This is a genomic window from Pseudovibrio sp. W64 (assembly GCF_001623145.1).
GTDB lineage: Bacteria > Pseudomonadota > Alphaproteobacteria > Rhizobiales > Stappiaceae > Pseudovibrio.
In genome coordinates this window covers 271,753-291,149 of record NZ_LMCI01000043.1, presented here as the reverse complement: position 1 = coordinate 291,149, position 19,397 = coordinate 271,753, and the positions used below count along the sequence as shown (strand labels likewise).

Annotated in this window: 19 protein-coding genes; 14 read left to right on the top strand and 5 right to left on the bottom strand. The window is 52.2% G+C overall.

Going from position 1 to position 19,397, the window contains the following annotated elements:
• The first annotated feature begins 689 nt into the window (after positions 1 to 689).
• Both PsW64_RS25425 and PsW64_RS25420 read left to right on the top strand, forming a co-directional pair.
• A complete protein-coding gene (locus PsW64_RS25425; protein WP_057464284.1) occupies positions 690 to 1,274 on the top strand; it encodes a LabA-like NYN domain-containing protein in 585 nt (194 codons plus the stop codon).
• Complete coding sequence (locus tag PsW64_RS25420; RefSeq protein ID WP_208981026.1) at positions 1,261 to 1,932, top strand: uracil-DNA glycosylase; 672 nt, start codon at positions 1,261 to 1,263, stop codon at positions 1,930 to 1,932. Before PsW64_RS25425 ends, PsW64_RS25420 begins: the two co-directional genes overlap by 14 nt.
• Positions 1,933 to 1,948: 16 nt before the next feature.
• Here the strand turns inward: PsW64_RS25420 and PsW64_RS25415 are convergent, their stop codons facing one another.
• From PsW64_RS25415 to hemB, 5 genes are all read right to left on the bottom strand, one after another.
• The gene (locus PsW64_RS25415; protein WP_063289211.1) at positions 1,949 to 2,695 is read right to left on the bottom strand and encodes an arginyltransferase; all 747 of its coding nucleotides are present in this window, start codon (positions 2,693 to 2,695) and stop codon (positions 1,949 to 1,951) included.
• A gap of 38 nt (positions 2,696 to 2,733) precedes the next feature.
• Positions 2,734 to 4,566, bottom strand: coding sequence for an SLC13 family permease (locus PsW64_RS25410; RefSeq protein ID WP_063305418.1), 1,833 nt, complete (start codon positions 4,564 to 4,566; stop codon positions 2,734 to 2,736).
• 83 nt (positions 4,567 to 4,649) lie between these two features.
• Positions 4,650 to 5,138: an RDD family protein gene (locus PsW64_RS25405; protein WP_208981025.1), complete on the bottom strand. Its 489-nt coding sequence runs from the start codon at positions 5,136 to 5,138 to the stop codon at positions 4,650 to 4,652.
• Between the two features lie 220 nt (positions 5,139 to 5,358).
• Positions 5,359 to 6,600, bottom strand: coding sequence for a threonine ammonia-lyase (locus PsW64_RS25400; protein ID WP_063305417.1), 1,242 nt, complete (start codon positions 6,598 to 6,600; stop codon positions 5,359 to 5,361).
• A gap of 34 nt (positions 6,601 to 6,634) precedes the next feature.
• Positions 6,635 to 7,663 carry a porphobilinogen synthase gene (gene hemB / locus PsW64_RS25395; protein WP_057464288.1) on the bottom strand — a complete coding sequence of 343 codons (1,029 nt, stop codon included), beginning with the start codon at positions 7,661 to 7,663 and terminating at the stop codon, positions 6,635 to 6,637.
• Positions 7,664 to 8,130: 467 nt separating this feature from the next.
• Here hemB and PsW64_RS25390 point away from each other — a divergent pair, with 467 nt between their 5' ends.
• The 12 genes from PsW64_RS25390 to ribH all read left to right on the top strand — a co-directional run bounded on the left by PsW64_RS25390 (position 8,131) and on the right by ribH (position 19,396).
• The gene (locus PsW64_RS25390; protein ID WP_063305416.1) at positions 8,131 to 9,270 is read left to right on the top strand and encodes an isobutyryl-CoA dehydrogenase; all 1,140 of its coding nucleotides are present in this window, start codon (positions 8,131 to 8,133) and stop codon (positions 9,268 to 9,270) included.
• Positions 9,271 to 9,431: 161 nt separating this feature from the next.
• A complete protein-coding gene (locus tag PsW64_RS25385; protein WP_244277359.1) occupies positions 9,432 to 10,481 on the top strand; it encodes an enoyl-CoA hydratase/isomerase family protein in 1,050 nt (349 codons plus the stop codon).
• Between the two features lie 58 nt (positions 10,482 to 10,539).
• Positions 10,540 to 10,950 carry a DUF6163 family protein gene (locus PsW64_RS25380; protein WP_057464290.1) on the top strand — a complete coding sequence of 137 codons (411 nt, stop codon included), beginning with the start codon at positions 10,540 to 10,542 and terminating at the stop codon, positions 10,948 to 10,950.
• Between the two features lie 115 nt (positions 10,951 to 11,065).
• Complete coding sequence (mmsB, locus tag PsW64_RS25375) at positions 11,066 to 12,010, top strand: 3-hydroxyisobutyrate dehydrogenase (RefSeq protein ID WP_244277358.1); 945 nt, start codon at positions 11,066 to 11,068, stop codon at positions 12,008 to 12,010.
• A gap of 155 nt (positions 12,011 to 12,165) precedes the next feature.
• Positions 12,166 to 12,678 carry a transcriptional regulator LdtR gene (gene ldtR, locus PsW64_RS25370; protein ID WP_057464291.1) on the top strand — a complete coding sequence of 171 codons (513 nt, stop codon included), beginning with the start codon at positions 12,166 to 12,168 and terminating at the stop codon, positions 12,676 to 12,678.
• 504 nt (positions 12,679 to 13,182) lie between these two features.
• Positions 13,183 to 14,529 carry a L,D-transpeptidase family protein gene (locus PsW64_RS25365; protein ID WP_057464292.1) on the top strand — a complete coding sequence of 449 codons (1,347 nt, stop codon included), beginning with the start codon at positions 13,183 to 13,185 and terminating at the stop codon, positions 14,527 to 14,529.
• A gap of 160 nt (positions 14,530 to 14,689) precedes the next feature.
• Entirely contained in the window at positions 14,690 to 14,875 is a 186-nt protein-coding gene (locus tag PsW64_RS25360) for a DUF6898 family protein (RefSeq protein WP_063305415.1), read from the top strand.
• A 183-nt stretch (positions 14,876 to 15,058) separates the two neighbouring features.
• Positions 15,059 to 16,372, top strand: coding sequence for a serine hydroxymethyltransferase (glyA, locus tag PsW64_RS25355; RefSeq protein ID WP_063305414.1), 1,314 nt, complete (start codon positions 15,059 to 15,061; stop codon positions 16,370 to 16,372).
• 68 nt (positions 16,373 to 16,440) lie between these two features.
• Positions 16,441 to 16,926: a transcriptional regulator NrdR gene (nrdR, locus tag PsW64_RS25350; RefSeq protein ID WP_063305413.1), complete on the top strand. Its 486-nt coding sequence runs from the start codon at positions 16,441 to 16,443 to the stop codon at positions 16,924 to 16,926.
• 94 nt (positions 16,927 to 17,020) lie between these two features.
• Positions 17,021 to 18,166: a bifunctional diaminohydroxyphosphoribosylaminopyrimidine deaminase/5-amino-6-(5-phosphoribosylamino)uracil reductase RibD gene (gene ribD, locus PsW64_RS25345; protein WP_063305460.1), complete on the top strand. Its 1,146-nt coding sequence runs from the start codon at positions 17,021 to 17,023 to the stop codon at positions 18,164 to 18,166.
• Positions 18,167 to 18,790, top strand: a complete 624-nt coding sequence (locus tag PsW64_RS25340) for a riboflavin synthase (protein ID WP_063289206.1) — start codon at positions 18,167 to 18,169, stop codon at positions 18,788 to 18,790.
• 156 nt (positions 18,791 to 18,946) lie between these two features.
• Positions 18,947 to 19,396, top strand: a complete 450-nt coding sequence (gene ribH / locus PsW64_RS25335; RefSeq protein ID WP_057464297.1) for a 6,7-dimethyl-8-ribityllumazine synthase — start codon at positions 18,947 to 18,949, stop codon at positions 19,394 to 19,396.
• The last annotated feature ends 1 nt before the right edge of the window (position 19,397 follow it).

Below are 19,397 nucleotides of genomic sequence, written 5' to 3'. Positions count from 1 at the left end.
TGCTGCTTAAGATTAGGCCATAGAAAAATTGGGGCTTTAGGTCTATCGCGCATGATTTTAGTTTAAATACTATTGTGAAGAGATGTTTTAGTGTGCAGTGCTGCGTCGGATTAGTTTTTTATTACAGCTTCTTCTGGGGGAATGAATTTTCAAATCTGCAACACCTGAATGCTATTCAAGATGTGAATTGTACACTGGAATTGGAATAGATGAAAAAAAATAACATAAGAGATTAACCCATTTTGGGACCTAGATTTTCTTGGGATGCACTAGATCCGAAAAAACAAGGAAACCTTGTTTCTATTGGAACCTTTAGTATCTATATCCGGTGGTTTGTTTCTAAGCTAACTTGGATCTATAATATAAACTGGGAATATTTAGTGGGTTCCTGTTAATTTATGCAAGATGACATCTGTAAATTTCATTCATCTTGTTTTAGTTTCTGGCCGGTGAATCGAACCGCATTGGTCCAATATTAACTAGGCCAATGCAATATATATGCTGAGGGGCAAGGTTTTATGTTTGTCCGTAACGAATGCGTATTCGATTTAACGTAGAGTGCAACCGGGTCAATTAGAATGGCATACATTCTAGGCATGTCACGACAGCAAACAGGCATGCCCAGAAAGTGATTGCTTATAACAAGTTACTGACTTACGCGTCTGTGCAGCGGAAAGGCTAAAAATAATATGTTTGATCCCCGCGAAAAGATTGCTTTATTCATTGATGGAGCGAACCTTTATTCGACAGCGAAAGCTATTGGCTTCGATATCGATTACAAGCGTCTCTTGAAAGAATTCCAATCAAAGGGCTACCTGCTACGCGCTTACTATTACACAGCGTTGGTGGAAGAGCAGGAGTATTCCTCCATTCGACCTCTGATCGATTGGCTGGACTACAATGGCTACAAAGTTGTTACTAAACCTGTAAAGGAATTCGTGGATTCTGCAGGACGTCGCAAAATTAAGGGCAATATGGACATCGAGCTGGCTGTAGACGCCATGCAGCTTATTGACCATGTTGACCATATTGTACTGTTCTCTGGTGATGGTGACTTCCGTTCTCTGGTTGAGGCGCTTCAGCGTCGTGGCCGTAAAGTTTCTGTTGTTTCTACACTTCAGACGCAACCTCCAATGATTGCTGATGACCTGCGCCGTCAGGCTGATCACTTCATTGAATTGTCTACGCTGATGCAGCGTGTTGGACGTGACCCAAGTGAACGTCCACCTCGTGTTGAAGAAGAGGATGATGAGATCGGAGATGACGACTACTAAGGTTCGTCACGGTATCGAAAGTTTGCAGAAGCCGGGGAGAGAGTGTGCACTCTGTTCCCGGCTTGTTGCGTATAGGGAGGAGTTGCGCGCGCTTCATCCTGACTGGCACAATGCGCCGGTGCTGGATTTTGGTCCAGTTGATGCCTCTCTTATTGTTGTTGGGTTGGCGCCTGGGCACAAAGGGGGGAACCGTACGGGTATTCCATTCTTTGGTGATTTTTCAGGTGAGATGCTGAATGGTGCGCTGACGGCGAGTGGTTTTGCTGCTTACAGGAATGAGGCAGAGCCTGAGCTCGGGATCGAGCCGATTGATGTGCGCATTACCAATGTGGTGAAGTGTATGCCGCCGAAGAATGCGCCGAAGCCTGCTGAGATCCGGACATGTCGTGAATTCTTTCTGGATTCTCTGTTGGTTAGTGATGCGACGAGGGCTGTTGTGGCTGTTGGGCGGACAGCGCATGAAGAGTTGCTCAAGGCTTTTGAGCTTAAGCTTCGTGACTATCCTTTTGCGCATGGTAGCGAAATTCAGCTTACGCCTTCTCTCAGAATGTTTTCCAGCTTCCATTGTTCGCAGTACAACGTAAACACGCGGCGCATTACGGCTGAAGAGTTTACGTCGGTATTTCTGCGCGTTCAGGACTATCTGAAATCTCTTTAGATTGGAGAGGGGGATATCATTTCTGCTTTTCCCAGCCTTGTGCACCAAGGTGCTCTTGTGGCTTGAAGCGTTCTTTGTAAGTCATTTTTGGAGACCCCTGAACCCAATATCCCAAATATACGTAGGGCAGGCCAAGGTGCTGCGCACGGGCGATGTGTTCCAGGATCATGTAGGTCCCGAGGCTTCGCGTGGTCTCGTTGTGGTCGAAGAACGAGTAGACCATGGACAGGCCATCGCAAAGGCGATCTGTTAGCGCAACGCCAATCAGGGGTCCTTCGCCTTCACCGGATATGAAGGAGTTCGGGCCTCTGCGGCGGTATTCAATGAGGGCTGTCTCTACATGTGTGTCTTCCACCATCATGGAATAGTCGGTGGGGGACATCTCTGTCATGCCGCCGTTGGTGTGGCGGGCACTTAAATATTCATGGAACAGATCGTATTGCTCTGTTGATGGGCCGGGTGGAAGTTCTGTTCCGATCAGATCCTGATTGTCTTTCCAGACACGCTTCAAAGACTTTGTCCATTGAAACTCTTGTGCGCAGACGCGGATTGACACGCAGGCGCGGCAGTCTTCGCAGGCTGGACGATAGGCGATGTTTTGCGAGCGACGGAAGCCGCCTTGTGTGAGGACGTCATTGAGCGCAGGAGCATTGGGCCCGACAAGATGCGTGAAGACTTTACGTTCTTTACGATCTGGCAGGTAGGGGCAATCCGTAGGGGCAGTCAGATAAAACTGCGGGTTATCATAGGCTTGCCGTGTCACCTAGAGTGTCCCTTTCTCTTATTTATCCTCTTTTCGCCTTACAGATTATAATAGTAAGGAGCGACAATTGAGAAGGTCAACCATATGATTATGGCAAGAGGTGTGCCGGCGAAGAGAAAATCTGAGAAACGGTAGTGACCTGGGCCCATTACGATGAGGTTTGTCTGATAGCCGATTGGTGTTGCAAATGAACAGTTTGCTGCAAAAATCAGGCAGACGATGAAGGGTTCTACGGGTACGCCTGTTCTGTGTGCCATCTCGATTGCGATGGGCGTGAAGAGCACCGCTGTAGCGTTGTTGCTTAGTAAGTTGGTTAAAACCGCAACAACGGCAAAGAGAAGCGAGAGGACAAAGGCTGGAGATCTGCCGTCAGCAATGTTGAGCAATGTCTGCGCAATGGCATTATCACCCCCCGTCGCTTCCAGAGCGAGGGAGGCGGCAATGGAGGCGCCGATCAGCATGAATATTCGGCTGTCGATCGTGCGGAGTGTCTGGCGGATGTTGAGGCAACCGCACATGATCATGGCGAGGGTTGCTGCGATTGATGCCACCACAATTGGCACGACACCAGACACTGCTAAGGTGATCATGGCGACGAAGATTGCCAATGCGCGACGGGCATATTGTCGTTGTGGCAGCTCGGTTGCGGACCAGTCCATGAGCAGGACATCGCGGTTTCCGCGCAGGCGGTTGATCTCTTCGCGGTTACCGGCAATCAGCAAAACGTCCCCAGATTCCATACGGATATCGGTCATTGGCATGCGTGGCATGCGGCTGCGACGCTGTAATCCGGTGACAACACAGCCGGTGTCGGCGTGGAAGCTTGTCATGGAGAGCGTGCGGCCAATCAGGCGGGAGCCGGGGGCAATAACTGCTTCTGCAAGAGTGAGCGTACCAGATGGAGAGGCGTGTTCTGCTTCGCTGGTTGGGCTCTCGTTTGCATCAGCTGGAAGGAGAGGGTGGCGTTGGCTGATGGCGCGGGTGAGGGTGTCACGAGTTGCGGCAACGATTACTGTATCGCCCGGCTGCAGCTGAACGTCTTCAAAGGGCGGCAGGAGCGGACGTTCTCCGCGCTGGATCAGGCGAACCGTCATTTCCTTAAGCGCTGGGAACATACCTGCGACAGCCTTTTCTCCCACTAGAGGATGGCCGTAAACGATTGGAATCTGAGCGATAAACTGGCGTCCATCCTTGCCGGTGAACTCCTCTGCCATGGTTTGGCGAGGTTTGAGTAGGCGCGGCAAAATCACCAAAACATAAACTGCGCCGACGGCTGCGAGAATGGAGCCGAATGCGGTGAAGGTGAAGAAGTTGATACGGACTTCACCAGTTGCGTTGGCGACATTGGCTACGAGCAGGTTGGTGGAGGAGCCGATCATCGTTGTCATGCCGCCCAGGATCGTAATGAACGAAAGGGGCATGAGAAAACGAGAGGAGGAGGTGTTATGCGCGGCGGCGACGGTGGTCAGAATTGGAAGCGTGATGACAACAACGGGTGTGTTGTTCAAAAATGCGCTGACAATGCCAACAGTAATCAGCAAAGGGCCGGTTGCCAGCCAGCGGCGCTGTTTTGAGATGCGCAGGATCGCCTGAGCGGGTTTGTCGAGAGCATCCGTCTGGAAGAGGCCTTGGCCGACAATCAGCAAGCAGATCACCGTGATCAGCGCTTGATTGGAAAAGCCGGAGAGAAAGTCCTCCGGCCTGATTGGCGTTCCATTCAATGTTTGGGGAAAAGCCATGAACAGCAGCATGAGGGCTACAATGGAGCCCAGTGCTACGATCTCGATGGCGACGCGTTCCAGCGCATACAGGACGATCGTGAATCCGATGATCACAAAGGTCAGGATCATCGGTATGTTCAGGTTCTCCATGCGCGTCCCCGCTCGTGCTACACTTTCACACGTTATTAGAGGGTCCTGGCAGGTTCGTCACTGCACGTTGCATCATTGGTTTGTTATCGATGCAGACTATCCACCGGGGAATTCATAATAACGGCACCAAGCACGATATCATGGAGCAGGCGCTTTTGGTCACTAAACAATGAGACTATGAGGACAAAAGGGCTGAGTATTGTTACTGAGAAATAAAAGAGCAGGACGTGGATTGCTGCATAGAGCGGATATGGACGTCCGCCGTTGCTCAGGCGCATTTCCAAGCCAAACGCACGCATGCCCGGTGTTGCGGAGTTAAACCCACCCAGTGAAAATGCAGTGTAGGCTAGGGCAACTAGTGGCCAGATTGCAGGGAATAACAGCCATGCAAGGCCAAGTGTCAGGATGCCGAGAAAGCCGACGACAAAGTAAGCGATGGTAGAGAGAACGGTGATCGCGATAATATCGATGACGCACGCAAAGATCCGTTTTTTCCGCACGCCGTCAAACAGCTGAGGATTAAGGTAGGGATCATAATAGATGTTCGGGTGCGCGCTCACTTCTTGGCTCATTTCTGCCTCTGTCAGGTTCAACTGTGCCGGGGCATTCCCCAGCGTCTCTCAGTAGAATTGGGTGTGCTATTTTCAAGTTTCAAGCGGGGGTAGCAAACTATTTTTGTAGAATCTGGCAAAGAGAGGATAATTTTGCGCAGGCTGCCACTCAGACATCTGCGCGAACGCGGTGTTCGGCGCAGATGCTGATCTCAATTGCAGTTTGCGAGTGGGGATAACCCTAGAATCGCATCTCGCCAGAAGACAGGTGGGAGACGTGAATATCTCCTTCTTCCAGCGCAGCAACTATTTCTTTTGCGTGCTGATTGTCACGGGTCTCAATCGCCACGTCCAGTGTTGCACCTTTTACGGAGACGTCAAGGAAGAGGCGATGGTGAGAGACTTCTAAAATGTTGCCGCCCAGCTGACCGATCGTAGTTGAGATTTCGCCAAGGATGCCCGGACGATCCGGGATGTTGCAGCGGATGTGTATGATGTTGCCAAGGCGGACCAGCTGGCGCAATGCGATGGATGCCAGCAGGCGAGGATTGATGTTGCCTCCGCAGAGGACAAGCCCAACTTTTTTGCCTTTAAATCGCTCCGGGTGCGCGCAAATGGCGGCAAGGCCCGCAGCGCCAGCTCCTTCAGCCACCGTTTTCAGGCGGGTGAGGAAGATGTTGATGGCTTCCTCTATCTGGCTTTCGCTGACGAGCAGAATATCGTCGACATATTGCCTGACCAGCTGCTGAGTATACGTGCCGGGCACTTTGACTGCGATACCCTCTGCCAGAGAGTTGCCACCGCATTCCATTGGCTGGTTGCGCAGGGCAGCGTACATGGACGGGTAGAGCTCGCTTTCAACACCGATGATCTCGATATCCGGCTTGATCGCTTTGGCTGCGACTGCGATGCCGGAGATCATTCCACCACCGCCAACTGGTACGATCAGCGTGTCCAGATCTGGCTGGGCCTTCAGCATTTCAAGAGCGATTGTGCCTTGTCCTGCGATGACTTCCAGATCATCAAACGGATGAACCCAGATGTAGCCATGTTTTTCTGACAGGCGGTCAGCTTCATTCTTAGCATCGTCTACAGTTTCACCAGCAAGAACGACTTTGGCGCCAAAGGCTTTGGTTGCCTCCACCTTTACGTAAGGCGTGCCGTTGGGCATGACGATGAGTGCCGGGATGCCAAGACGCTGTGCATGAAGAGCTACAGCTTGCGCGTGATTGCCGGCGGACATGGCGATCACGCCGCGGCTTTTCTCTTCATCTGTCAGGTGAAGCAGCTTGTTCAGGGCGCCGCGCTCTTTGAAGGCATTGGTGGCCTGCATGTTCTCGTATTTGACGAAAACAGTGGCGCCTGTGATGGCATCCAGTTGAGCGGCTGGCAGGAGCGGTGTTGATATCACCGCGCCCTTGATGTTGTTTGCAGCCTCTTCAATCTTTGAAAGGGTGAGAAGAGGTGAGGCCACCTTTGGCATGTTTTGTTCTCGCAGGTGTCTTGTTTTACGGGCTTTATTTGCCGTTTAGCTTTTTCGCAAGTTCAGGTGCAAAGTAGGTTAAGACACCATCTGCACCGGCACGCTTAAACGCCATCAGGCTTTCCAGCATGGCTTTGTCTTTGTCCATCCAGCCGTTTTGCGCTGCTGCGCAGATCATGGCGTATTCGCCGGAGACCTGATAGGCGTAGGTTGGTGCAAGGAAGGCGTCTTTGATGCGGCGGAGAATATCAAGGTAAGGCATTCCCGGCTTCACCATGATCATGTCTGCACCTTCATCCAGATCCAGCTCAGCTTCTTTCAGCGCTTCGTCCGTGTTGGCCGGGTCCATCTGATAGGTGCGTTTGTCGCCCTTCAGGTTTGAGTTGGAGCCAACAGCGTCGCGGAACGGGCCATAAAATGCGGAGGCATACTTTGCGGAGTAGGCCATGATTTGCAGGTTTTCGAAGTTATTATTGTCCAGCGCATAGCGGATTGCACCGATACGGCCATCCATCATGTCAGAAGGTGCAATGATATCAGAGCCAGCTTCTGCCTGAATAAGAGCCTGACGGCACAGCTGATCTACGGTTTCATCATTGATGATCTTGTCGCCTGCCATCAGGCCATCGTGACCGTGAGAGGTGTAAGGGTCCAGCGCAACGTCTGTCATCAGGCCAACAGGGAAGCCTTCGGCCTTGATGGCTTGCAGCGCGCGGCAGGTCAGGTTGCTGTCGTTCAGTGCTTCGGTGCCCATTTCGTCGCGCAAATCAGGGTCGGTGTTTGGAAACAGTGCCATAACCGGAATGCCAAGTTCTGCAGCCTGCTCAGCGGCGCGCACTGCCATATCGACAGAATAGCGCTCAACGCCTGGCATGGAGGTGACTGGTTCGGTTTTCTTCTCGCCATCAATCAGGAAGATTGGCCAGATCAGGTCGTCCGTGGTGATTGTGTTTTCGCGGATCAAACGACGGGACCAATCGCTGTGACGATTGCGACGCATTCGGCGGCCGTTCAAAATCTGGTTCATGTCTACGGAAGAATGCGATTCATTGGCAAACGGCATGGTAACTCACCTGAATGACTTGTTGTGTGGCGTCTTTAGCTCTGAGAGCGTCGGTTTACTCAAAACTACTAGGGCATTTGATGTCAGATAGCACGGGGAGTTTGCTTGATGAAACTCAAATTCTTTTTGTGTTCCAGAGGTTCTTTAGATTCGCGGGAAGGTTTTCGCTTTCAGAGCAATTAAACGGTGGACGACAGACTTATCCTCTCGGCTGATTGGAAGTGCGAGGGGAACAAGCGGGGAATCACTCGTAGATTATACCTTTGCGCGATTTGTTGCGTTGGTTTGAAAGCATTGCGTTTTTGGAACGTTGCTGTGTACGGGGCGCTGTTTTGACTGAGCAATTGGTCTTATCTTGGTCTTTCCGAGAATTGACGCAGTTTTGGTGTGGGTCTACCGATTGACGCAATTACATTAATATTGTGGCTGGTGGTTGTGGGAGGCTGCTTGCCGGGAGGACGGATTCCATGGAATTTGAACTGAACGAAGATCAACGTGCCTTTGTGGATATGGCAGCCGGATTTGCGCAGGAGGAGATGGCGCCTTTTGCAGCAGAGTGGGATGCGAAATCTCATTTCCCGCTGGATGTGCTTCGCAAGGCAGCGGCGCTGGGTCTGGGCGGGCTGTACGTGCGTGAAGATGTGGGCGGCTCGCAACTGGGACGTCTTGATGGGGCATTGATCTTTGAAGAGCTCTCCAAGGGATGTGTTTCTACCTCTGCGTTTTTGTCTATCCATAATATGGCTGCTGGTATGGTGGACCGGTTTGGGTCTGATGAGGTCCGGCAGAGATTCCTCCCCGGTCTTTGCAGCATGGAGAAGGTGGCGAGTTATTGTCTGACCGAGCCGGGGGCTGGATCGGATGCGGCGTCGCTGCGCACGAAGGCGGTGCGGGATGGTGATCATTATGTGATCAACGGCTCAAAATCCTTCATCTCTGGCGGCGGTGTCTCTGATGTATATGTCTGCATGGTGCGTACGGGGGAGGATGGGCCGAAGGGGATATCCTGTATCGTGGTTGAAAAGGATGCGCCGGGTCTATCCTTTGGGGCCAACGAGCATAAGCTTGGTTGGTGCAGCCAGCCGACGGCGCAGGTGATCTTTGAAGACTGCCGTGTTCCGGTTGAGAACCTGGTTGGCGCAGAGGGACAAGGCTTTTCGATTGCCATGGCCGGGCTTGATGGTGGGCGCCTGAACATTGGGGCCTGTTCACTTGGTGGCGCGCAGTTCTGTCTGGACCGGGCTTTGCAATACATGGATGAGCGCAAGCAATTTGGGCGCTCGCTGGCTCAGTTTCAGGCGCTGCAGTTCAAAATTGCGGATATGGCGACGGAACTGGAAGCAGCGCGTTTGCTGCTGCACAAGGCGGCGTTTCTGCTGGACCGGAAAGACCCTCAGGCGACCAAGATGGCGGCGATGGCCAAGCGGCTGGCGACGGATACGGGTTTCAAGGTGGTCAATGAAGCGCTGCAGATCCATGGTGGTTACGGGTATCTGAAGGATTATCCGCTGGAGCGTCATTTGCGCGACTTGCGGGTTCACCAGATACTGGAAGGAACCAACGAGATTATGCGCGTCATCGTGGCGCGTGAGCTGATGAAAGCTTGAGTTGCTGAAGCAGTTCTTCCTAGGATGCTTGGAGGGAACTGCTTTGGCTTTTATGTTGCGTTTCTTTATCCGAAAACCGGTCGCCACTTTTCAGAGATACGCTGAGCAAATTTAGCAAAATGAATAGGTACGCTGTGCAACAGGAATATGCGGGGGAAGTCTTGTCCGAAACTACTGATGTTCTTTTTGAAGAGAAGGGCCATGCCGGTCTTATCATTCTCAATCGCCCCAAGGCGCTGAATGCGCTGACACATGAGATGTGCGTTGCGATGCACCGGCAGCTGGAGCGCTGGCTGATTGATGATGCGGTTCATCATGTTCTCATTAAGAGCAACAGTGAAAAGGCCTTTTGCGCGGGTGGAGATATTCGTCAGGTTGCCGAAAACGGGCCTGAGAAAATTGATGTGAGCCTACCGTTCTTTGCGGATGAGTATCGCCTCAACACTTACATGGAAAGCTACGCTAAGCCTTTGATTGCTCTGCTTGATGGTATTGTGATGGGCGGCGGTGTCGGCATCTCGGTTCATGGTGCGTATCGTGTGGGCAGTGAGAAGACGATGTTTGCCATGCCTGAGACGGCGATTGGTTTCTTCCCGGATGTGGGCGGCAGTCACTTCCTGCCGAAAATGCCTCAGAACACGGGCATGTACTGCGCGATGACCGGGGAGCGGTTGAGGCAAGCGGATTGCTACTGGACCGGCATTTTGACCCATGCGGTGAAATCTGAGGATATGGCTGCGTTGGCAGAGGCGCTGTGTGAGGCTCAGGACGTAGAGCCTGTGCTGGCGCGTTATGCGTTTGATCCGGGGCCTGCGCCGCTACATGCCAAAGCGGATGTGGTGGATGAGTGCTTTGGCGCTGAGAGTACGCTGGAAGTTGTGGACCGTCTGCGCAAGTTGCAGGGCTCGGAGCATGATGACTTTGCAGTTGCTGCTCTGGAAACGATTGGCAAGCGCTCACCGCTCAGTATGGAAGTTGCTTTTCAGCAGGTGCGGCGCGGTGCGGGGCTTTCCATGGCTGAGTGTATGGTCATGGAGCATCGGATTGTTTCGCAGATTCTGCTGGGCGAGGATTTCTATGAGGGTGTACGAGCTGTGATTATCGATAAGGATCACGCCCCTAAATGGCAGCATTCAAGCCTCGATGAAATAAAAACAGTTGATGTTGAGGCCCATTTTATGTCACCGAAGGGGGGTGACCTCGTATTTTAACGGGGCAAGGGGCTTACTGCCTTTGATTGGGGCAGATTTGTAAGGTGGAGCTTTAGATATGCCTGGCGTTTTTGTAGAGCTGATGAAGAGGGTTCCCTCCTTTCAGTTTTTGCTGCATGCGTATGTCAGGCTGCTCGCCGTCTTTATGCTGTTTGCAGGCCTGAGCTACTGGGGCGCAATACTTGGTGTGCGCTTGATTGACGGTGCTCCGTTTGAGAGCGTCGGCGTACAAGTGCAGTCTACCATTATCTTTTTCGCTATTCTCGATCTGGTGACTGCCATCGGTCTGTGGCTGCTTTCCAGCTGGGGAACAGTGATGTGGCTGTTCCGCTCACTGGCTCAAGTGGTGATGTATTCCGTGTTTCCCATGGTCTTTGGTCGTAGTCCGACTGAGGTCGTATTCTACATCAGTGCAATCGCCCTTTATCTCGTTCTGCTTTACCTTGCAGAGCGAGAGGAACGGGCCTGATCGACCAAAGTTCAGTTTGGTCTGTAACTCATTGAAATTTACTGTTTTGCAAACTGCCGTTCACGTCAAATTGATCTGAGCGAACCCTAAGTGATCAGCTTGGGGCAAGTTCTAAATGTTCAAAATCCTGACGGACGGCGATTTTCGGGAGGATGCAATGGGAGAAACTGTTCTTCGCGTTGCTTTTATTGGTCTTGGCAATATGGGCGGCCCTATGGCTGCAAATCTTGTCAAAGCCGGACATGAAGTCGTCGGTGTAGATCTTTCTGAAGAGGCGCGTACTGCGTTTCAGGCTACGGGCGGGCAAGTTGCTTCGTCAACAGTTGAAGCGGTTCGCGACGTTCAGGCTGTTGTTACCATGCTGCCAGCAGGGAAGCATGTTCGTGCCGTGTATACGGGCGAAGATGGAATTCTTGCGCATGCACCAAAGGGCACGCTGTTTATCGATAGCTCGACTATTGATGTGGACAGCAGTCGCGATGTTGCAAAAGCAGCAAGCGAAGCTGGCATGGGCATGGTCGATGCTCCGGTTTCCGGAGGTATTGTGGGTGCTGCGAACGGCACATTGACCTTTATGGTTGGTGGGCCTGATTCTGCATTTGAACGGGCTAAGCCGCTCCTGGATATTATGGGAGCCTCGATTGTTCATGCCGGTGATGCTGGCGCTGGGCAGGCAGCAAAGATCTGTAACAACATGTTGCTTGGTATTTCGATGATCGGTACCTGTGAGGCGTTTGTTTTGGCTGAAAAGTTGGGTCTGGACCCACAAAAGCTTTACGACATCTCCTCCAAGTCCTCCGGTCAGTGTTGGTCTTTGACCTCCTACTGCCCGATTCCCGGACCGGTTCCGACGTCGCCAGCCAACAATGAATATAAGCCCGGCTTTGCAGCGCCAATGATGCTGAAAGACTTGCTACTGGCGGAAGAGGCAGCAGATTCGAGCGGAGCTAACACACCAATGGGTGAAAAGGCGGCTCGGCTCTATGAGGAATACTGTAACAATGGCGGGGAAAACGTCGACTTCTCCGGCATCATCCACTTGCTTCGGAAGTCAGGGTAAACAGAGGGTTAACGGAAAGGTCTACACGCTTGCTAGTGATTAAGAAATAATTCATCGTGTCTCTTAAGCGGTTCTTAGAAGCGGTCGCGTAAATTTGCTTCAAGTGCTGATAAAAATACGAACGCACGAAAAATATGGACATGAGGCGCAACCAGATGATCAATACAAACAGGGCCGTTGAGGTCTTGGCGCAAGAAGAAGAAACGGTAGGGCTTAAGCCTGCATACCTCGAGGCACTGACGCTCATCGAGCGTCTGCATCGTCGTCTTCTTGACGTCATTAAAGATGAGTTTGACCGGATGGGTCGTTCCGATGTGAACAGCGTTCAGGCGCTGCTTCTTTTCAACATTGGCGACGCCGAGCTGACTGCAGGCGAGCTTCGTACTCGCGGTTATTATCTTGGTTCCAACGTTTCTTATAATCTGAAGAAACTCGTTGAAACCGGATACATCAATCACGAACGTTCCCAGATGGATCGCCGCTCTGTGCGGGTGAGCCTGACGGAAAAAGGGCGCGAGATTGCTCAGATTGTTGATGACCTTTACAGTCGTCATATTCTTTCTGTTGAGCAGGTTGGTGAGCTCTCAACCGAGAACTTTGAAGAGCTGAACCGGTCCCTGCGTCGTCTGGAACGCTTCTGGACAGATCAAATCCTCTATCGTCTTTAATTTTCGGCGATATCAGGGCTTTCAAAAAACACCGCTTCCATGCACCGGGGGCGGTGTTTTTGCATGTTATGAGGGCCGGTTTGCGGCAAAGCTTGTATGGGATTGCTGCGGGTGGCGGGCCAGCTCCAGATAAGGCGTCTGTGAGTAAGTTGGGCTGATTGTTGCTTTCTTGCACTAGGTGCAAACCAACGCTCGCTGCGTAACCACCTTTTTCCCACTTGGAGTAATTAGCCATTAAACGGTCACATTGAGTGGGGAATACACGCTCTCACTTTTCGGGCTGAAAAAGTGCTGTTGGCATTGTAAATTTAGAAACTGTCAACTCTGATTTGTTCAGGGGATCGATCACTTTCTTTAATTCACCAACAGATGTTCCTCCCCGATTTTTGGCTGAAGTCTTGCGAGTTTGCCAAGATAATGCCATGTAGATTTGCCATGTTAAGTCTCTGTTTACCAAGTTACATGGAATCTTACAGAATGACTGATTGCTAGGAGAAACTATTCGTGTTGGCACCTCTTTTAAACCGCAGCAAGTTTGCTCTGGCTCTCGTTGTGAGTACGGGCCTTTCTGCAGGTATGATGTCTGCACAGGCACAGGTGAAGGTTCCAGACCTGCTTTCCTATAATGGCAGCATTCAGCAAGCTGTCAGTCAGCCGGCACCGGTTGCTCCTACACAGCCTATCGTTGGTCAGGGCACGGAATGGGAAGACACCTTTGATGAGGGGGTTTCTTCTTTGGAGCAGATTGATTTTGTGGCTCCGATTATCTCCAAGCAGACCAGCCAGTACATGATTGATGCGATTCTCGATTATGAACGTATCGCTCTCAATGGCGGTTGGCCTGAGGTCTCCACCAAGAAAGTTTTGCGCATTGGTATGCGCGCACCGGCAATTGCAGCTTTGCGACAGCGCCTGATTGTTTCAGGCGACATGGCGCAGCATGCAGGCGTCTCTGAGGTTTTTGACAGTTACGTTGATTCAGCTGTTCGCCGCTTTCAGTTGCGCCATGGCCTGACACCGGATGGTGTTGTGGGGCGGGCAACCGTGATTGCGATGAATGTGCCTGTTGAGGTGCGTTTGCAGCAGCTGCGGACCAATCTGGAGCGCGTTTCTGCTTTGGCTGAAAACGTGACAGATACCTATGTGAACGTGAACATTCCGGCAGCTCGCATTGAGGTTGTTGAAAATGGCCGTGTTCGCTCTCGTCACACTGCTGTTGTTGGCAAGCAGGATCGCCAGTCTCCGATCCTCAGCTCTGCGATTTATGAAGTGAACTTCAACCCGTACTGGACTGTTCCTGTCAGCATTATCCGGAAAGATCTGATTCCGAAGATGCAGAAGGATCCGCAGTATCTGGCGAAGAACAACATTCATATCTATGACTGGTATGGCAAAGAAAAGCAGTGGCAGGAGATTGACTGGAATACGGATGAAGCGACCCAGTATCGCTTTACGCAGGACCCGGGTGAGGGTAACTCCATGGGCAGCATCCGGATCAACTTCAACAACACTCATCAAGTGTACCTGCACGATACGCCAGAGCAGTCTTTGTTCGGTGAAGGTTATCGCTTCCATTCCTCCGGCTGTGTGCGTGTGCAGAACGTGCGTGAGCTGGTGACATGGTTGCTTGGGTCGACAACACCAGACTGGACCCGCAGCCGCGTGGATGCAGCCATCAATTCAGGTGAGCGTACGGATGTGAAGATGAAGAGCCGTATTCCGCTCCACATGTCCTACGTGACTGCGTGGGCGCTGAGCGATGGCATGGTTCACTTCCGGGATGACATCTACGACAAGGATGGGCTTTACGCCGCGAGTGCTGATCCGATGGCGCAGGCCTCTGCTCAGTAAGGTTTTGCAAGAGTTTCAGATTTGAAGGGCCGTCTCTGCCAGATGCAGAGCGGCCCTTTTCTTTTGGGGATGTGGCGGCGGGCATGCCTGTGCTGCGCTGTTTTACCTGCTAAAACGGCAGGCAACTTACGAATCTGAGAGAAGCAAGGCGAGGGGCCATATGTCTAAGCTGGGGCAGGTCTATTTTGAGACGCGCGTGGTTGGGAATGCTGTTCGCATGACAGCAATTTGTGCTCACAGCGGTGTTGAGGTGTTTGTTGTGGGGCCTCGTAATGCGAGCGAGTCGCATCTGAAGCAGCTGGCACTTCGTAAGCTGGAACGCAAATTACAACCTCAAGATGCGTAATTCATAAATTTTGGGTGATGGCAGCAATAGTATTGCGCAATTCCTATGAACAACGCTTGGTTCGTTACCCCCTATATGTTAATGGGCTAGGACCCGAAGCTACAACTTGTCGGGATGGGAATGCGAAACGATATTGGGACGTTTCGTCAGTTTGTTGCTCCAACCTTGTCATGAGGTCCACCTATGTCCGTATCGGATAATCCAATTACGACGCCGCTCTACCCAGAGTTTTTTACAGGTAGCCTGGCTTCTGGTGACCCAGAGCTTCTCGAGGCAATCAATAAAGAACTTACTCGTCAGCAGAACGAGATTGAGCTTATCGCTTCGGAAAATATTGTATCTCGCGCTGTGCTTGAGGCGCAGGGTTCCGTCCTGACCAACAAATACGCCGAGGGTTATCCTGGTCGCCGTTACTACGGTGGTTGTGAATACGTCGATATCGTTGAGCGTCTTGCAATCGACCGCGTAAAAGAGTTGTTCGGCTGTGATTTTGCTAACGTGCAGGCGAATTCCGGCTCTCAGGCCAACCAGTCCGTTTTGCTTGCTTTGGCGAAACCAGGCGACACTCTGCTCGGCATGAGCCTTGATGCAGGTGGTCACCTGACACACGGCGCTCGCCCGAACTTGTCCGGCAAGTGGTTCAACGCTGTTCAGTACGGCCTGAACACTGAAACTGGCCACATCAACATGGATGAGGTGCGTGAGCTTGCTAAAGAACACCAGCCAAAGATCATCATTGCTGGCGGTTCTGCTTACTCCCGTGAGATCGATTTTGCTGCGTTCCGCGCAATCGCTGACGAAGTAGGCGCTTACCTTTGGGTCGACATGGCGCACTTTGCAGGTCTTGTTGCTGGTGGTCAGCATCCAAGCCCGTTCCCGCATGCGCATGTTGCAACATCCACCACCCATAAGACCCTGCGCGGTCCTCGTGGTGGTCTGGTTGTGACCAACGACGCTGACATTGCGAAAAAGATCAACTCCGCGATCTTCCCAGGTCTGCAGGGTGGTCCTTTGATGCATGTGATCGCTGGTAAGGCTGTTGCCTTCGGTGAAGCGCTGCGTCCTGAGTTCAAGACCTACGCGAAAGACGTTGTCGAAAACGCACAGGTTCTGGCTGCGACACTGGTTGAAGGTGGTCTGGATATCGTTTCTGGCGGTACCGACACACACCTTATGCTGGTTGACCTGCGTCCAATGGAACTGACCGGCAAAAACGCAGAGATTTCTCTGGGCCGTGCGAACATCACCTGTAACAAGAACGGTGTTCCGCTTGATCCTCAGAAACCGACCATCACCTCCGGTATCCGCCTTGGTACACCTGCTGGGACTTCCCGTGGGTTTGGTAAGGAAGAATTCCGTGAAATCGGTAAGCTGATTACCGAGGTTCTGGAAGGTGTGCGCAAAGCAAATTCCGTTGACGACAACGAAGCTGTGGAAGCACGGGTCAAAGAGAAGGTACTGGCCCTTACTGCCCGGTTCCCAATCTACAAAAACTAATTTAAACGAGAAGAACCGCCGGACACCCTTCGGCGGTTCTTTAGTGTTTAAGTAAGGAGGCAGGCGAGATGCGTTGTCCATATTGCGGGGGTGATGACACCCAGGTGAAGGATTCGCGCCCGACCGAGGATAATACAGCTATCCGTCGGCGCAGGGTCTGCCAGACTTGTGGTGGTCGTTTTACCACCTTTGAGCGTGTTCAGCTGCGCGAGCTGACCGTTATCAAGCGTAACGGGCGCCGAGTACCTTTTGATCGCGAAAAGCTGATGCGCTCTGTTCTGATCGCAACCCGCAAGCGTCCTGTTGAGCCTGAGCGTATAGAGCGTATGGTGAGCGGGCTTGTCCGGCAGCTGGAAAGCTCCGGTGAAAGTGACGTTGTGGCGGAAGATATTGGTCATTTGGTCATGGAAGGGCTGAAAACCCTTGACGATGTGGCTTATGTGCGGTTCGCTTCTGTTTATAAGAATTTCCGCGAGGCCAAAGACTTCGAGGCTCTGTTGGATGAGCTTTCCGATGCGGATGTTGATCCGCTGATGATGCCGCCACGGATGTAATCTCTGGCTTTTTGCAGTGTTGTGTTGCGTATTTTCTCCGAGGATCGGGCTTTTCTTTTAAGGAATACGCTGTAGTGCTGGCAGGGGGATGGCTTTGTCTGGTTACAAAGCATTAGATGCAAAGGAACGAGTTGAGCACGAACGCTTTATGGCGGCGGCGATCAGCTATGGCATTCGTGCAAAGGGCCGGACGTGGCCCAATCCTCCTGTTGGAGCAATCCTGACAAAAGATTTTGGTGATGGGCCTGTGATTGTGGGGCAGGGTGCAACTCTGCCTCCCGGTGGCTCTCACGCTGAAGTGCTGGCCATCAAAGATGCCGGTGAACATGCCCAAGGCGCGACAGCTTATGTGACCCTTGAGCCTTGTGCGCATTATGGCCGGACTGGCCCATGTGCGCGGGCGCTTGTGGCGGCTGGCGTGGCGCGCGTTGTTTATGGCACCGCTGATCCCAACCCTGCTGTTGCCGGTCGCGGCAAAAAGATCCTTGAAGAGGGCGGTGTTGACGTCCTAATCGGTATTTTGGAAAAGGAATGCCGACAAGCTGTTCGCGGTCATATCTCCCGTATCCTTAATGAGCGTCCTTTTGTTCAGCTGAAGATGGCTGTGACGAAAGATGGTTATATCGGCAAGCGTGGTGCCGGACAGGTGGCGATCTCCAGTCCGTTGTCGCGGCAGCTGGTGCATGCGATGCGGGCGCAGATGGATGCCATTGTTGTGGGCATCGGCACGGTTTTAGAAGACGATCCTGAGCTCTCTGTGCGCCTGCCGGGCATGGCGAATCGCTCACCGCAGCCGGTGGTGTTTGATAGTCAGGCCCGGATTCCGCTTTCCTCCAAGCTGGTGCAAAACGCAGAGATCAATTCCCTGTGGGTGGTGATTGGTGAACATGCGCCGGATCATCGCGTCAGTGCGCTTGAGCGGGAAGGCGTGACAGTTATCGTCAATGACTGCCTCAGAAATGGCAAGGTATGTCTTGATAAGGCACTGGATGCGCTTTACATGCATGGTCTCTCCCAGGTTATGGTTGAGGGCGGTGCGGAGCTTGCGCACGGTCTGCTTCAGCAAGATCTGGTGGATGAGCTATTGATTTTCCAGGGAGCCAATCTGATTGGGTCCGATGGTATTCAGCCTTTTGGATTTGAAGGGCTGGAGAGTTTGCGAGACGGTTATAACAAGCAGATGCTGCGTCCTGTGGGCGAAGATCTGTTGTGGCGGTATACGCCAAAAGAGAGGTTCTAGGTGTTTACGGGCATCGTTAGTGACGTTGGAACAATCCTTGAACTGGAGCAGATTGCTGCAGGTCAGCGGACGAAAATTGGTACTGTTTACGATCCTGACGGGATCGATATTGGTGCATCTATTGCCTGTTCCGGCGTTTGCCACACTGTTGTCGCGAAAGGTCGTGATGGCGAGCAGAACTGGTTTACGGTTGAATCGGCTGCCGAAACGCTGGCGCTGACAACTGTTGCTGAGTGGAGCGTGGGCAAGCGGGTCAATCTGGAGCGTTCCCTTTCCATGGGCGCTGAGCTGGGTGGTCACCTGGTTCTGGGGCATGTGGATGGCAAGGCGACCATTGTTGAGCGGACCGAACACCCTGAGAGCGTTTATCTGAAATTTGAGTGTGCGCCAGAGTTCGCGAGGTTCATCCCGAAGAAGGGATCCGTGGGGCTGGATGGCACCTCTTTGACGGTGAACGAGGCTGAAGGAAATACGTTTTCTGTCTTCCTTATTCCACACACTCTGGAGGTGACCACATGGTCCGACAGAGCGCAGGGGGATGAGGTAAACTTGGAAGTTGACATGATGGCACGGTACGTTGCGCGTCTTGCTGAGTTTCCAAGCCTTGCAGAAATTGCAAAATAGCCTTATAGCCAAAATCTTCCGCAGGAAATAACTGGACATTTCGCTTGGGGCGTGGTTCCTGAGCGCACATACGTGGGTACTGTCCGTACCCGTGGCCTTAACCCATTTTTGCTGATTTCTCAGTGAAAAGATGAGGTTGGCATTAGGAGAAATTAAATGAGCGCCGTTCCGCACATTCTTGTTATTGAAGCACGGTTTTACGAAGATCTGGCTGATGCCCTTTATGAAGGTGCTTCAGATGTGCTGGACCGTGAAGGAGCGAAAATCTCTCGACTGGCTGTGCCAGGTGTGCTCGAAATTCCTGCTGCGCTTTCCATGGCGTTAACCGCAATGGAAAATGGCGACGCAGATTATGACGGTTTTGTATTGCTCGGTGTTGTAATTCGCGGTGAAACAACCCATTACGACATCGTTTCTAACGAGTCGGCTCGTGCGATCATGGATCTTTCTGTGGATGCAAACGTTGCAGTTGGTAACGGCATCCAGACAGTTGAGAATGATGATCAGGCATGGGCGCGCGCAAGCGTTTCTAAAAAGAACAAGGGCGGCGGTGCTGCTGAAGCTTGTCTTGCTATGATTGACGTGCGCGACCGGTTCGGTGTGTAAG

Bases quoted from the DNA above. Each gene is read 5' to 3' on its own strand.
- nrdR (WP_063305413.1), top strand. From the start codon at position 16,441: ATGCGTTGTCCATATTGCGGGGGTGATGACACCCAGGTGAAGGATTCG.
- glyA (WP_063305414.1), top strand. From the start codon at position 15,059: ATGTCCGTATCGGATAATCCAATTACGACGCCGCTCTACCCAGAGTTT.
- PsW64_RS25410 (WP_063305418.1), bottom strand. From the start codon at position 4,566: ATGGAGAACCTGAACATACCGATGATCCTGACCTTTGTGATCATCGGA.
- PsW64_RS25390 (WP_063305416.1), top strand. From the start codon at position 8,131: ATGGAATTTGAACTGAACGAAGATCAACGTGCCTTTGTGGATATGGCA.
- PsW64_RS25425 (WP_057464284.1), top strand. From the start codon at position 690: ATGTTTGATCCCCGCGAAAAGATTGCTTTATTCATTGATGGAGCGAAC.
- ribH (WP_057464297.1), top strand. From the start codon at position 18,947: ATGAGCGCCGTTCCGCACATTCTTGTTATTGAAGCACGGTTTTACGAA.
- mmsB (WP_244277358.1), top strand. From the start codon at position 11,066: ATGTTCAAAATCCTGACGGACGGCGATTTTCGGGAGGATGCAATGGGA.
- PsW64_RS25420 (WP_208981026.1), top strand. From the start codon at position 1,261: ATGACGACTACTAAGGTTCGTCACGGTATCGAAAGTTTGCAGAAGCCG.
- PsW64_RS25380 (WP_057464290.1), top strand. From the start codon at position 10,540: ATGCCTGGCGTTTTTGTAGAGCTGATGAAGAGGGTTCCCTCCTTTCAG.
- PsW64_RS25400 (WP_063305417.1), bottom strand. From the start codon at position 6,600: ATGCCAAAGGTGGCCTCACCTCTTCTCACCCTTTCAAAGATTGAAGAG.
- ldtR (WP_057464291.1), top strand. From the start codon at position 12,166: ATGATCAATACAAACAGGGCCGTTGAGGTCTTGGCGCAAGAAGAAGAA.
- PsW64_RS25360 (WP_063305415.1), top strand. From the start codon at position 14,690: ATGTCTAAGCTGGGGCAGGTCTATTTTGAGACGCGCGTGGTTGGGAAT.
- hemB (WP_057464288.1), bottom strand. From the start codon at position 7,663: ATGCCGTTTGCCAATGAATCGCATTCTTCCGTAGACATGAACCAGATT.
- PsW64_RS25405 (WP_208981025.1), bottom strand. From the start codon at position 5,138: ATGAGCCAAGAAGTGAGCGCGCACCCGAACATCTATTATGATCCCTAC.